Origin of the sequence: Pedobacter ginsenosidimutans, assembly GCF_001442625.1 — a bacterium.
Taxonomy (GTDB): domain Bacteria; phylum Bacteroidota; class Bacteroidia; order Sphingobacteriales; family Sphingobacteriaceae; genus Pedobacter; species Pedobacter ginsenosidimutans.
In genome coordinates this window covers 128,252-142,024 of record NZ_LMZQ01000002.1, presented here as the reverse complement: position 1 = coordinate 142,024, position 13,773 = coordinate 128,252, and the positions used below count along the sequence as shown (strand labels likewise).

Genomic DNA, 13,773 nt, shown 5'->3' with positions numbered 1-13,773 from the left:
TTTTTATAAATTAAAATATATATAATGAATTTAACAGAACAAGTAGAACAGGCATTGGAAACTATCAGGCCATATTTAAAGGCTGATGGAGGTGATGTTTCTGTTGAAGAAATTACATCTGAAGGAACGGTAAAGCTTAAACTTTTAGGCAACTGCGGTTCTTGCCCGATGAGTTTCATGACTATGAAATCTGGTATCGAACAGGCTATTATGAAAGCCGTTCCTCAGATCACTTCGGTAGTTGCCGTTAACATGGCAGAGCAAGAATAAGCTTTAACACTATTTAACAAGGAAGTTTTATTAATAAAATTACTTTTGTCTTAATGAGATATTGTGTTGCCCTAATTTGCCTTATTTTTTCTGTAACCGCTTTTGCACAACAAAAGCCGGCACAGGATAAACTCATCCAATTTTCAGGGATTATTACCGATATCGATAGCTCAAACGTGATTCCTTACGTTACCATCACCAATCTTTCTGCAAAGAGTAAAAGGGTTGGTGCTGATTATAGAGGGTATTTTACCTTCATTGTAAATCCTGGCGATACCATTTTGTTCACGGCCATTGGTTATAAGAAATTTTCTACGGTAATTCCTGAAAGCACACCGGATAGCAAGTACACGATTATGGTTAAACTGAAAGCCAATGTGATTGATTTACCATCGGTGCGTGTTTTTCCATGGGCAACAACAGAAGAATTTACCCGCGAGTTTTTATCGATGAAACTGGCGGATGATGATATGGCCATAGCCAAAAAGAACCTCTCACGCTCCTCAATTGATGGTTTAATCCAGACTTTACCGCGTGACGGACAGGAAATTGGAAGTCAGAATTACCGGTATAATTTTGATAGGATGGTCAACAAGAACATGGTGCAAACTAATCCCCTGCTTAATCCTTTCGCATGGGGTAAGCTGATGCAGCAGATTTTTGATGGGGATAAGAGCCGGACGAATTAGTCTGGAGTCCTTAGTCTTGGATGCAGAAGACCAAGCGGTATTTAATCATTATCTTAATTTTATTTAGCCATCATCCTGAATTTATTTCAGGATCTATGCTGCTATAAAGATCCTGAAATAAATTCAGGATGACGCCTGAGAGAAATTAATGCCGGTATGCCTTAAAACAAAAAAGGGAAAACGTTTCCATTTTCCCTTTGATATCTTACATCAAAACTTACCTTTTTTTGCTCTTATTAGGAAACTTCATTTTGTAATCTGTTTTGATATTTCCTTTCGAAATCGCATCCAGTTTGCTTTTAAGCATGGTTTTACGGAGCACACTTACTTTATCGGTAAATAGTTTTCCTTCGATATGATCGTATTCATGTTGGATTACGCGTGCCGGCATTCCGTCTACATCGTCGGTATGTTCTACCCAGTTTTCATCAAAATAGGTGATTTTGACATTGGGCTTGCGCATAATGTTTTCGCGGATATCAGGAATACTTAAGCAGCCTTCGTTAAAACTCCAGGCCTCTCCCGTTTCTTCCAAAATTTCGGCATTGATAAATACCTTTTTGTAGCCTGGTGTGCCATCTTCATCTTCACCTGTATCTACAATAAACAAACGGATAGGCAAGCCAACCTGAGGAGCAGCTAAGCCCACACCATTTGCATAATACATGGTGTCGAACATGTCGCTGATTAATTGTTCTAATCCTGGATAATCTTTATCGATATCGGTTCCTACCTTTTTTAAAACAGGATCACCGTAAGCTACTATTGGTAATTTCATTGTATTATATTTTTTTCAGACCTCAATCTGAACTTGTTAATTATTGCAAAATGCTGTCAGTCTGAGCTTGTCGAAGACCCGTAGTTAAGTCCTTCAACAAGCTCAGGATGACAAAGCGAAAGGTTTTGACTTACAAAAATAAGAATTATTCCTCTATTGGGCAGAAAGTAAAGATATTCAGTTGCTCAATATTTAAAATCTCATCGGTAACTTCTGCCATTTGTTTGGTGGTAACGGCATTTATTTTCTCAAAAACAGTTTCCAGAGAATCGATTTTGTTGTGATCAATCAGGCTTTTGGCCATCGAAATGATTAAACCGATTCTGTTTTCTTCACCCAAAGCAATCTGTCCGATAAATTTGTTCTTGGCTTTTTGTAACTGTAATTCATTTAAAGGATGTTCTCTAAGCTTTTTGATCTCCTTAAAGATTAAAGAGAGTGCTTTGGCTTGTTTTTCTTTATCTGTTCCGAAATAAATAGAAAAAATACCTGTATCGCTTAAAGGCGAAAAGTTGGACTCGATGGTATAGGCAATCCCATATTTTTCTCTGATCTGTAGATTCAAAACCGAACTCATTCCATTGCCGCCAAAATAATTATTCAACAGCATTAATGGCACCTTTTGCGATTGGTGTGTAGAATATGCCTGCCTGCCTAAAATACAGTGTGCCTGCATAATCGGCTTATAGATAGTAGTATTGTTTTGTGGAAGTATGCCTGGTTTAACCCTTTCTTTGTTTGGATTATTCTCTTCAACATCAGCAAAATGTTTGCTCCCTTTATTTACAACACTATTTAAGGTGTAATTGCCTAAAACGGCCACCACAATTTCGTTTGTGCGGTAATTAGCTTTTCTGAAATTGATTACATCTTCCCTGGTAAAATGCTGAACGGATTCGGTTGTGCCCAAAATGTTGTTGCCCAGTGCATGGCCAGCGAAAAGCATATCTTCAAAATCATCGTTTATAGCCTCTTCCGGTTGATCTAAATAAGAAGAGATTTCATCCAGGATTACACTTTTTTCTTTATCCATTTCCTCTTCGGGGAAGGTAGAGTGGAATATAATATCATTGAAAAGATCTAATGTTCTATCTAAATATGGATTTAAAAAAGAAGCGTGCACGCAAGTGTATTCTTTTGTAGTATAAGCATTTAAATCTGCCCCAACACTCTCCAGGCGGTTTAAAATCTGGTTGGTGCTCCGTTTTTCGGTACGCTTAAAAATCAGATGCTCAATAAAGTGTGCTAAACCTGCTTTGTTTTCAGGCTCATCGCGCGATCCTGTGTTGACGATGATGCATGCATGAGATATGGCAGAGGCCGAGGGCACATGCAGTAAGCGTATGCCGTTTGGCAAAGTGTGAACATTGTATTCCATTGAAGGGCAAAGATAAGGCTAATTGCTTACAAAGCCTCTGTATCTGGATATTGCAATTGTAAAGCGGAAATCAATTTATTCTTGGTAGGTCTTTTGAGTATCAAAAAAATAAAATTAGCTGCACCAAATATCAAGAAGAATGAATTATGTGTCATAAAAAAACCAACGATATTGAAAAGAGCACCCCCTTCCAGCATTGCCGAACTGATGATAAACGCACTTTGATACATATTAATCTTTGTATCGGCAGGAGCATTTTTGTCGATTTTTGCCATTAAGTTTCTATAAAAAAAGATACTCGCCGAGATGGTGATCAAGCCCATAATCGGAAATATTGGGTTAAAAGGTGAAGTAGTTTTAGGATTGGCATCAAAAAACATCATCTCACGGTTGAGAAATATGGTTACCAGGGCAAATAGGAAAACACCTGAGCATAAAGCAAGGTGGATAATTTGAAGTGTTTTTAGTTTGGTGTTCATTGTGTGGTGATGTATAATTGATTAAAGGTTTAAAAAGATCCGTCATCTCGACTGGAGAGTAGCGAAATGGAGAGATCTTTTAAGATAGATTTCTCGACTTCATTGCATTCCGCTCGAAATGACGAATCTATTAAAAATTATTTCGTTATCCCCTCCAATGAGAATAAAAACGCCCAGCGCAACGATACATCTTTTAGATAATCAAAACGGCCTGATGCACCACCATGGCCAAATTCCATATTGGTTTTAAGGAGTAAAACATTCTTATCAGTTTTGGTTGCTCTTAATTTGGCTACCCATTTGGCCGGTTCGAAATACTGCACCTGGCTATCGTGTAAGCCTGTAGTAACTAACATATTTGGGTAGGCTTTTTTCTCTACATTTTCGTAAGGAGAATAACTTTTCATATAATCGTAAGCTGCTTTTTGTTTCGGATTTCCCCACTCGTCGAACTCATTCGTGGTTAATGGAATGCTTTCATCCAGCATGGTATTAATTACATCTACAAAAGGAACATCAGCAATAATACCGTTCCATAAATCGGGAGCCATATTAGCCACAGCGCCCATCAATAAACCACCTGCGCTACCTCCATGTGCATATAAATGGCCTTTTGATGTGTATTTCTGATCAACCAGGTACTCGCCCGCTGCAATGAAATCAGTAAAGGTGTTTTTCTTTTTCATCAGTTTACCGTCTTCATACCACTGGCGCCCCATTTCCTGTCCGCCACGGATGTTGGCAATGGCGAAAACAAAGCCACGGTTTAACAAACTCAGCCTGGGTGAAGAGAAATTTGCATCCGTGCTCGATCCATAAGATCCATACGCGTAAAGTAGTAATGGAGCGTTGCTGTTCTTTTTGAAGCCCTTTTTGTAAACTAATGCAATCGGTATTTTTGTGCCATCTTTTGCCGTAGCGAAAACACGTTCAGTTACGTAATCTTTTGGATCGTACCCGCCAACAACTTCCTGTTGTTTCATTAGCTTTTTCTCCTTTTTCTCCAGGTCGTAATCGTAAACCGAATTTGGCGTAGTTAGAGAAGTATAGGAATAACGTAATGTTTTACTGTTGTACTCGGGGTTCGCACCAACGCCAGCGGCGTAAACAGGTTCATCGAACTTAATATAATAATCACTACCATCTTTCTTGAGTACACGCAATTCGGTCAAGCCGTTTTTACGCTCTGATAATACCAAATGATCTTTAAATTCCTCTCCATATTCGAGTAAAACATCTTTCCGGTTAGGGATAACCTCTTTCCAGTTTTCTTTTTCTGTTTTATCCAGCGGGCATTGCATCAAACGGAAATTTTTGGCATTCCAGTTGGTGATGATGTAAAACTTATCATCTACCGTTAAAATATCGTATAAAACATCTTTTGAGCGGGGCGAAAATACTTTAAATGCTGCCTCTGGATGATCTGCATCAATCATTCTATATTCGGTAGTTAGTGTCCCCTGCGATGCAATGAAAATAAAACGGCCATTTTTCGATTTCATTACACCGATATAATTACTGTTGTCTTTTTCATCATAAACTATGGGATCTGTTTTAGCATCGGTACCAAGGGTGTGTTTTTTGATTTTTTCGCTTAATAGTGTAATGGGGTTTTTCGAAGTATAGAAAAGTGTTTTATTGTCATTCGCCCATGCTACCCCGCCTTCGGTGTTGGTAATGGCATCTTTCAGCATTTCGCCGGTTTCTAAATTTTTAACATTGATGGTGTATTGGCGGCGTGAAACCTGATCTACCCCAAAGGCTAAAAGTTTATTATCGGGACTAACACTAAATCCAGTAGCGCTGTAATAGGCATGGCCCTTTGCCAGCTTATCCACATCTAAAAGTATTTCCTCCGCGGCCTTTAAGCTCCCCTTTTTACGGCAATACTTAAAATATTGCTGCCCGTCTTCCGTTCTGGTGTAATAGAAATAGCCATTCCTGAAAACAGGAACAGATTCGTCTTTTTCTTTAATCCTCCCTTTCATTTCTTTAAACAGATCAGCCTGAAATTGATCTGTACTTTTCATCATCGTATTGAGATAGGTATTTTCGGCCTTTAAATAATCAACAACTTTTGTACTATCGGGACCTTTTTTAAAGTAATCGATCATCCAATAGTAGTTATCTACCACGGTATCGCCATGTATTGTTCTTTTATGCGGAATAATCTCTGCTATAGGGGCCTTGGCATCGGGCCATTTTATTGCTTTCATTTCTTTCTTTTGAGGGTTGTTACAAGCCGTAATTGCACTGAGCAATATTATGCCTGGTAAGATACGTTTCATAGTGGTTTGAAATTTAGGTTGAATGCAATTTAAATAATTTAGTTCAATAGTTCAGTTGCCATTAGTTCATTAGTGGCGAGATGGTTGATTGTATAAGCTGTTTAAATCGGTTAACCTACTCTAAACGCCAAACTAATTGCCATTTTTGTAAAAATCCATTATGCCTATAGATAATCATCTGAATTAGAAAAATTGATGGTAAATTGCCACATCAAATTGCTTGAAAATAATAATGAAATTAGGGTACAAAAAAATAGTTGTTAAAGTTGGTTCGAATGTAATTACACAGGCGAATGGTTTGCCCGATGAAACAAGGATTAAACACCTTGTAAATCAACTTGCCGATATAAAAAAACTTGGTATTGAGGTGATTTTGGTTTCTTCGGGTGCGGTGGCGTCTGGCAGAAGTTTGATCAAGGTGTCTGAAAAACAAGATGCTGTAACTACCCGACAACTATTGGCAGCCATTGGTCAGGTTAAACTGATTAATACTTACGCTAATTTTTTTGCAGCACATGAAATTCAGTGTGCACAGGTTTTGGTTACCAAAGAAGATTTCCGCGACCGGGCACATTATTTAAACATGAAAAACTGCTTGCAGATTTTGCTTCAAAATGAGGTAATCCCTGTGGTGAATGAAAATGATGTAGTTTCGGTTACCGAACTGATGTTTACCGATAATGATGAACTGGCAGGATTAATTGCTTCAATGTTAAATGCCGATGCTTTGATTATCCTATCGAATGTAAACGGCATTTACAATGGCGATCCGAAAATTGAAGGGTCGGCTGTTATTGAGGAAATTAATGGTTCGGTTGCTAACCTGGCGTCTTTTATCCAAACGGGTAAATCACAATTTGGCCGTGGTGGAATGATTACCAAATCGACTATGGCGCAAAAGGTGGCTAAACTGGGTATCACCGTTCATATTGCTAATGGAACGAAAGACAATGTGCTTACTTCTTTATTAAACAACGAACTGGTGCATACGCGCTTTGTGCCCGAAAAAAGTAAATCGGGCAAGAAAAAATGGATTGCTCACTCTGAAACTGCCGCAACAGGCGTTGTGAAATTAAATGATGGGGCAAAAACGGTATTAACCTCTGGTAAAGCAACAAGCTTATTGCCCGTTGGAATAATAGAAATCCAAACAGACTTTTTAAAAGGCGATATTATTAAAATTATAGACGAAAAAAACAATCTCATAGGGCTTGGAATAGCGGAATACGGATCAGACAAAGCCAGGGAACGCATCGGGCAAAAGAAACAGAAAGCGCTGGTGCATTACGATTATTTTTACTCGGCTATTTAAAAGGTTTAACCACTAAGTGCACAGAGAAAAAATCACAGAGAGGCGCAGAGTAAAGTAAATCACACGCTCATTTTCTCTGTGAGAACTCGGTGGACTCTGTGGTAAAAAAAAAGAAAACCAATGGATTACAAACAATACTTCGAAAAGGCAAAACAAGCAAGTCGTACCTTAGTTAGCCTGAGCAAAGAAACAACAGATGCAGTTCTTACAGATCTGGCTGCTGCTTTAGTGGCCAATACTGAATTAATTCTTGCTGAAAATGTAAAGGATTTAGCGAAAATGCCCATCGAAGACCCCAAATACGACAGGTTAAAGTTAAGCGCAGCGCGCATTGCCGATATTGCGAACGACCTTAAAAATGTTGCAGGTTTAACCAGTCCATTGGGTAAAATCCTTTCAGATAAAACGCTGGAGAACAATCTTCATATTCAAAAAATTAGCGTGCCATTAGGTGTGGTTGGCGTAATTTACGAAGCGCGTCCAAATGTTACTGCTGATGTATTTTCACTCTGTTTTAAAACCGGAAATGTTGCCGTGCTAAAAGGAGGCAGTGATGCTGAATTTTCGAATCTGTCTATTGCAAAGGTGATACACGATGTTTTAGATAATTATAAAATCAATCGCAATGTTTTAACCCTATTGCCAGCCGAAAGAGTCGCAACCGAAGCTTTATTGAATGCAAGAGGTTTTGTAGATGTTTTGATCCCAAGGGGAAGTCAATCGTTAATTAATTACGTTCGCGAAAACAGTAAAATCCCCGTTATTGAAACCGGAGCAGGGATTGTACATACTTATTTTGACAAGACGGGTGATTTAGAGAAAGGTAAAGCGATTATTTTTAATGCGAAAACCAGAAGGGTAAGTGTTTGTAATTCTCTGGATTGTGTACTCGTTAATGAAAATAGACTTAGCGATTTGCCTGCTCTCCTATCGCCTCTAGCTGATGGAAACGTTGAGCTCTATGCTGATGAAAAATGTTTTGAGCTATTAAAAGCTTCTTACCCTGAACAATTGTTAAATCAGGCTACACCAGAGCATTTTGGTACAGAGTTCTTATCTTTAAAACTAGCGGTTAAAGTAGTGGCTGATTTAACTGAAGCTTTGAACCACATTGCAGATTATAGCTCTAAACATAGTGAGGCCATTATTTCTGAAGATGCTGCGAATATTGCCCAATTTTTAAACGAAGTAGATGCTGCTGCGGTTTATGCCAATGCCTCTACCGGATTTACTGATGGTGCACAGTTTGGTCTAGGTGCCGAAATTGGCATTAGCACGCAAAAACTTCACGCCCGTGGGCCAATGGGCTTAGAAGAATTAACCAGCTATAAGTGGGTGGTAAGGGGTGATGGACAAGTAAGGGGCTGATCGGTTTTATTGTCATTCTGAATGCAGTGAAGAATCCCTGCACTTTTGGTCAATAGCTTGTAGCCTATTAAGCTATTGACTAAAAAACCATAAGCCATGAAACACTAATGAACAAATGACGAATGAACAATTGAACCTATAACTCAAAAACTTCTCCCCTTTCTGGCACAGCAACGTTAAAGCCATCTTCTTGCAAAGCAAAAGAAAGACTTTGCAGGCTTTTATCTTCACCATGAACTAAGAAAACTTTTTTGGGTTGGCCAGTTTGTTTAATTGTTTTTACTAAATCGTTATGATCGCCGTGGCCACTGAGTAGATCGGTTTGGTGTATAGTAGCGTAAACCATCATTTCCCGGTCTTTAATGCGCACAATAGGTGCTCCGCTCAAAAGTTTGTAACCAAGTGTTCCTTTGGCACAATAGCCGATAAAAAGAATGGTGCAATAATAGTTCTGAATATTGTAGTACAAGTGATCCTGAATCCTTCCTCCCTCTAACATACCTGCAGATGAAATGATAATACAGGGATCGAAATAATTGGAAACATCTTTACTTTCTTTCATGGTTTGAACGTAGGCGAGATGCTCAAATTCGAACTCATCACCCATGGTTTGGTAAAAGTCTTTCGCTTCCTGATTAACCAGATTATGGTGTTTGCGGTAAACCTCGGTAGCCTGTATGGCCATGGGACTATCTACAAAAATCTGAATAGGTGGCAACAGTTTTTTAGTAAAGATCTGGTTTAGGGCAAATACCAACGATTGTGTACGGCCAATACTAAATGCAGGAATAATCAATCGTCCAGGGCTTTTAATGCAGGCTTCTGTAATTTCCTGAACCAATCTTTCCTCTAAGGTTTGATCTTTGGTGTGCATCCTCCCGCCATAGGTTGCTTCGCTTACCAGGTAGTCAACCTTGGGCAAGGGCTCGGGATTAACCAAGACCGGGTAGTTCTCTCTGCCAATATCGCCTGTAAAAGCAATTTTCTTCTCTATACCATTATCGTTTATGGTTAAAATAGCTGCAGCAGCGCCAAGCAAATGGCCAACAGGCACAAAGGTTAGGCTAATATCTCCGTTGATCCTGAAAGGCTTGTTAAAGGCAATGGTTACAAAACGATCGATCGTATCCATTACATGTTTGTGCAGATACAAAGGTTTTGGTCCGCTGAAGTTACCGCGTTTAGTTCTGGGTTTTCTGCTTGCTTTTCTTAGAAAAAGCTCTACTGAATCGAATAATAATATCGAAGTAAGGTCGGCTGTTGGTGGTGTACAGAGCACCTGGCCATCAAAACCTAATCGAACCAATGTAGGTAAATTGCCAGAGTGATCGATATGGGCATGGGTTAAAATAACGAGGTTTATACTCGCCGGATCGAAAGGGAATTGCTGGTTTTCTTCCTGGTAGGTTTCCTTTTCATAATCTAATCCACAGTCTATCAGTATTTTATAATGTCCAACTTCTAGCAGGTGCATACTCCCTGTTACCTGTTGTGCTGCGCCCCAAAACGTTAACTTCATCTTCTTATCTATCGCGTAAGTTCTTTAGCCGTAAAGTAATATAATTGAAGGGATTTTTAAACAATAGGGCGTAATATTTTAATTATAGTCTTTTTCTCTAAATTTAAGAATCCTTAAGATCTCACTTTTTGCTTCCTCAGAAAAACCTTCTAAATTAGCATGTGTGATTGTTTTGTCTAAAAGCATAGCGATGATGGTATCAAAAAACCAAGAATTTCTCATGCCATCGTATCTTCTGGCGATGTGTTTGTCGAAATCTGTTACAGCGGTAAAAATTTTATAATAATCGTCTCTATTATCTTCAGGCTGTTGGTTTTTCCATTGATCTAAAATTTCGGAAAATACCTGCATTTCTTTTTTTAGTTCCCGTTGTAAAGCGACCTCGAATAATTTTCGGGCAACTTTGTTGTCTGCTTTTGAAAAATCCATGGTTTAAAATTATAGATAAAGATAATAAAGTCTTATTTACAGGCTAGCTTATGCTCAACGAAAAGATTTTTATCTTTGTAAGAAAATGTCAGTTATGCAAGAACCTTTTGATATAGAAATCGGACCAATTAATTATTCAGTTTTCCCTGAAGGAAATGATTCATATACCATCTTTAAAGATGGAAAAGAATACATTCAGATTCAAAAGGATACTTCATCTATCTGGTTAAAAATGGATTACAAAACCGAACTTCCAATTTTTGAGGAAGACGAGGAAGTGAATGCAATTGGGCAGGCGATTGAAAAGTATGTGCCTGAAGAAGATGATGAGGACGAAGAATTATAGCTTGCCTGCAATATTTATACAGGTTGACAATATCAACCTGTATAAAAAATAATTAAATCAGTTTCAGCAACTCTTCAGCAACTTTTTCCGATGAGGCCGGATTTTGTCCGGTTATCAATAAGCCGTCAACCACAGCATAGGGATTCCAATCATCGATTTTGCTGTAATGCCCGCCGTTTTTTACCAACATATCCTCAACCAGGAAAGGCACTACTTTTGTTAATTGTACGGCCTCTTCTTCCGTATTGGTAAATCCGGTTACATTTTTGTCTTTCACCAGGTATTCGCCATTCACTTTTACATCTTTAAGTACCCCTGGCGCATGACAAACGAAAGCAACTGGCTTATTGGCGTTATAAAATTCGGTTATGAGTTGTTGCGAGGTTGTGCTTTCTGCTAAATCCCAAAGTGGTCCGTGGCCACCAGGATAAAAAACCGCATCGTAATCACTTATTTTTACATCTTCCAATTTAATGGTGTTTTTTAATTTATCCAATAGAACAGCATCCTTATCCATTCTCCGCGTGGTATCGGTCTGAAATGTCGGGTCTTCGCTTTTAGGGTCAATGGGTGGTCGGCCACCTTTTGGCGATGCCAATGTAATTTCTATGCCCTTATCGCTTAAGGCATAATAGGGAGCAGCTAGCTCTTCTGACCAAAAACCTGTTTTTAAACCTGTATTTCCCAATTCGTCGTGGCTAGTAAGCACGAATAAAACTTTCTTGTTCATATCTTTTTATGTATTTATAAAACAAAATTATGGCGCTATTTCTCAATGGCAAAGGATTAGCGTCACATATTTGGTGTGCGCTAAATCACACTTTTGCGGTAAGCCTGCTTAACGTTTCCCTTGAAATGCCTAAGTATGCTGCAATAATAGTTTTAGAAACCCTTTGTGTAAGTTGTGGATATTGTTGCGATAATTGCTCAAAGCGTTCTCTAGGACTTGTGCTAAGCAGGGATAAAATCCGTTGTTGTAAGGCAATGTAACCAAAGCTATTTTTCACTCTGAAGAAATGCTCCATTTTATGGTGTTCAGCGCATACTTTGTCTAAGTTCTCTTTAGTAATGGCCAATAATTCTACATCTTCTAAACAGCTGATGTTAGTAATTGAATTTACCTTGCTGTAAAAAGCCCTGAAATCAGAGATCCACCAGTTTTCCATGGCAAACTGTATAATGTATTCCTTGCCGTTGGCATCGGTGAAAGTGGCTTTTAAAAGCCCTTTAATTACGAAATAGATATTTTTTACAGGTTCATCTTCCTGGATCAAATATTGGTGTTTTTTGAGCTTTTTAAGCCTGAAATGGGCAATTATAGGTTCAAATTCTTGATCGGTAAGCGGGATGATTTCTTCGAGGTGTGCTTTTAATTCAAAACTCATGCTATAAATTTAGCTAATCTGAATTATAGGTATAAAATAAAAGCGCCAATTGGCGCTTTTATTTTTATTAAGAATTATCGGGTACAATTTGCTGTCCAGGTACCTTTCGAATTGGTTACCAAGATTTTTAATGTACTTGCGTTAACGCTTATACCAGTTAATCCATTGCCAATACTGGTATAAGTATCACCCGAACCCTGGAATTTTACGCCTGTAATATCAGGGATACCCGTACCAAAAATAAAGTTATAGGTATCGCCGGTTTTAACTACCCTTACCTTGCCGTCATCATCACTAATGTCTTTTGAGCCATCGTTATAAGTAATGGTTCCAGAATAAGTACCCACGAAGAAATCCCTATCTGCAGGATCGGTATCTTTTTTACATGATACCATTACGGTTAATGCTATTAAAAGCATGCTGAAAATTTGAACTGTCTTTTTCATCTCTTTCACTTTTTTTATTTAAATAGGTAATAAATGTAACAGAGCTATGACAATGACTATGCCAAATGAATAAATTAGCCTATAAAGGCAGATTTTGTGCTGAAAGGAAGTTCGTAATGTTCGTCTGGTAAGTTGTTGTATTGTAGTTAGTTCTTAATTTAATTCGTTCTTTTTGTGAAGGCTGTTTCAGATGATCGATTTTTTAACTGCACCGATTATTAAAGTACCTAAAACTGTTCAGTTTAAAAGAACTTACTTAGTTTTGCAATTGATACAATCCAACATTGACAGAATAGAGGTACCTTTTTCCACTCAAAGTAATCAAAAAGAGATATACTTCACGTTATTCTTTGGTATAATTTGAAGGTCCGTTAATGTCTACTGCTTCGCCTAAAAAATGAGGCTTTCTACCAATCATTAAGTCGATTGTAGATTTTACAACGGCAAAATATTCTCTAAAAGAAGCATATTTATAACCCTGATAAGTTCCTTTATCGGCAGCAAAGCCATATGATTTAACGCCCAATTTATTCCCGATATTAATACACCGGTTTAAATGATATTTTTGTGAAACCAGAATGGCTGTATCAATATTAAATATATATTTAGATCTATATAAGGTAGAGTAGCTATCAAAGCCGGCATAATCAAGATAAATCTTATTGGTATCAACACCGTGCTGATAACAGTAAAGTTTCATCACCGTTAACTCATCATGCTCATCGCTACCGTTATCGCCAGATAACAGAATTTTATCAATTTTATTGTTTTTATAAAGTTCGATGCCAGCATCGAGCCTATCTTTTAAGTATTTGCTAGGTTTATTATTGTTAATGCCTGCTCCGAAAATAATGGCCACTTTGGTTCCTGGTGTGTCTTTTTCTTTTGAAAAAATTACCTGATCAGTTTGAGATTTTACCAACAAATTTATACCCAACACTACAATAATGCCCAATAAGGAGGCATAGATTAACAATTTTATGATTTTTTTAGTCTTCATGGATTAAATGGTAGTAATTATTTAGCTCTTAAAGATAGTTAAAGGCAAAACGGATTATTACATGTATTTAAAAATTGATTTTCTTC

The 13,773-nt window shown here is 37.9% G+C and carries 15 protein-coding genes; 5 read left to right on the top strand and 10 right to left on the bottom strand.

Annotated elements, in window-relative coordinates; genetic code table 11:
- Window positions 1-24: 24 nt before the first annotated feature.
- Both ASU31_RS03205 and ASU31_RS03200 read left to right on the top strand, forming a co-directional pair.
- Window positions 25-270, top strand: a complete 246-nt coding sequence (locus tag ASU31_RS03205; RefSeq protein WP_025141622.1) for a NifU family protein — start codon at window positions 25-27, stop codon at window positions 268-270.
- 53 nt (window positions 271-323) lie between these two features.
- Window positions 324-959, top strand: a complete 636-nt coding sequence (locus ASU31_RS03200) for a peptidase associated/transthyretin-like domain-containing protein (RefSeq protein WP_057930958.1) — start codon at window positions 324-326, stop codon at window positions 957-959.
- A gap of 217 nt (window positions 960-1,176) precedes the next feature.
- On the opposite strand, the gene def is transcribed toward ASU31_RS03200, so the two are convergent.
- The 4 genes from def to ASU31_RS03180 all read right to left on the bottom strand — a co-directional run bounded on the left by def (window position 1,177) and on the right by ASU31_RS03180 (window position 5,882).
- Window positions 1,177-1,737 (bottom strand): peptide deformylase, encoded by a 561-nt coding sequence (def, locus tag ASU31_RS03195; protein ID WP_057930957.1) that lies wholly within the window; start codon window positions 1,735-1,737, stop codon window positions 1,177-1,179.
- Between the two features lie 145 nt (window positions 1,738-1,882).
- Complete coding sequence (locus ASU31_RS03190; RefSeq protein ID WP_057930956.1) at window positions 1,883-3,115, bottom strand: M16 family metallopeptidase; 1,233 nt, start codon at window positions 3,113-3,115, stop codon at window positions 1,883-1,885.
- Window positions 3,116-3,141: 26 nt separating this feature from the next.
- Window positions 3,142-3,594 (bottom strand): hypothetical protein, encoded by a 453-nt coding sequence (locus ASU31_RS03185; RefSeq protein WP_057930955.1) that lies wholly within the window; start codon window positions 3,592-3,594, stop codon window positions 3,142-3,144.
- Window positions 3,595-3,731: 137 nt separating this feature from the next.
- Window positions 3,732-5,882 carry a S9 family peptidase gene (locus tag ASU31_RS03180; RefSeq protein WP_057930954.1) on the bottom strand — a complete coding sequence of 717 codons (2,151 nt, stop codon included), beginning with the start codon at window positions 5,880-5,882 and terminating at the stop codon, window positions 3,732-3,734.
- A gap of 232 nt (window positions 5,883-6,114) precedes the next feature.
- On the opposite strand from ASU31_RS03180, the gene proB reads away from it, so the two are divergent.
- Both proB and ASU31_RS03170 read left to right on the top strand, forming a co-directional pair.
- A complete protein-coding gene (gene proB / locus ASU31_RS03175; RefSeq protein ID WP_057930953.1) occupies window positions 6,115-7,194 on the top strand; it encodes a glutamate 5-kinase in 1,080 nt (359 codons plus the stop codon).
- 120 nt (window positions 7,195-7,314) lie between these two features.
- Window positions 7,315-8,562 (top strand): glutamate-5-semialdehyde dehydrogenase, encoded by a 1,248-nt coding sequence (locus ASU31_RS03170; RefSeq protein WP_057930952.1) that lies wholly within the window; start codon window positions 7,315-7,317, stop codon window positions 8,560-8,562.
- A gap of 136 nt (window positions 8,563-8,698) precedes the next feature.
- Here the strand turns inward: ASU31_RS03170 and ASU31_RS03165 are convergent, their stop codons facing one another.
- Window positions 8,699-10,081 (bottom strand): MBL fold metallo-hydrolase RNA specificity domain-containing protein, encoded by a 1,383-nt coding sequence (locus tag ASU31_RS03165; protein ID WP_057930951.1) that lies wholly within the window; start codon window positions 10,079-10,081, stop codon window positions 8,699-8,701.
- A gap of 78 nt (window positions 10,082-10,159) precedes the next feature.
- Window positions 10,160-10,510, bottom strand: a complete 351-nt coding sequence (locus ASU31_RS03160; RefSeq protein ID WP_057930950.1) for a hypothetical protein — start codon at window positions 10,508-10,510, stop codon at window positions 10,160-10,162.
- 94 nt (window positions 10,511-10,604) lie between these two features.
- Between ASU31_RS03160 and ASU31_RS03155 the strand changes: the two genes are divergently transcribed.
- Window positions 10,605-10,856: a hypothetical protein gene (locus tag ASU31_RS03155; protein WP_057930949.1), complete on the top strand. Its 252-nt coding sequence runs from the start codon at window positions 10,605-10,607 to the stop codon at window positions 10,854-10,856.
- Between the two features lie 52 nt (window positions 10,857-10,908).
- Here the strand turns inward: ASU31_RS03155 and ASU31_RS03150 are convergent, their stop codons facing one another.
- From ASU31_RS03150 to ASU31_RS03135, 4 genes are all read right to left on the bottom strand, one after another.
- Entirely contained in the window at window positions 10,909-11,586 is a 678-nt protein-coding gene (locus ASU31_RS03150) for a type 1 glutamine amidotransferase domain-containing protein (RefSeq protein ID WP_057930948.1), read from the bottom strand.
- Between the two features lie 85 nt (window positions 11,587-11,671).
- A complete protein-coding gene (locus tag ASU31_RS03145; protein WP_057930947.1) occupies window positions 11,672-12,241 on the bottom strand; it encodes a Crp/Fnr family transcriptional regulator in 570 nt (189 codons plus the stop codon).
- A 74-nt stretch (window positions 12,242-12,315) separates the two neighbouring features.
- Window positions 12,316-12,687: a hypothetical protein gene (locus tag ASU31_RS03140; protein WP_057930946.1), complete on the bottom strand. Its 372-nt coding sequence runs from the start codon at window positions 12,685-12,687 to the stop codon at window positions 12,316-12,318.
- A gap of 343 nt (window positions 12,688-13,030) precedes the next feature.
- Entirely contained in the window at window positions 13,031-13,687 is a 657-nt protein-coding gene (locus ASU31_RS03135) for a SanA/YdcF family protein (protein WP_057930945.1), read from the bottom strand.
- Between the last annotated feature and the right edge of the window lie 86 nt (window positions 13,688-13,773).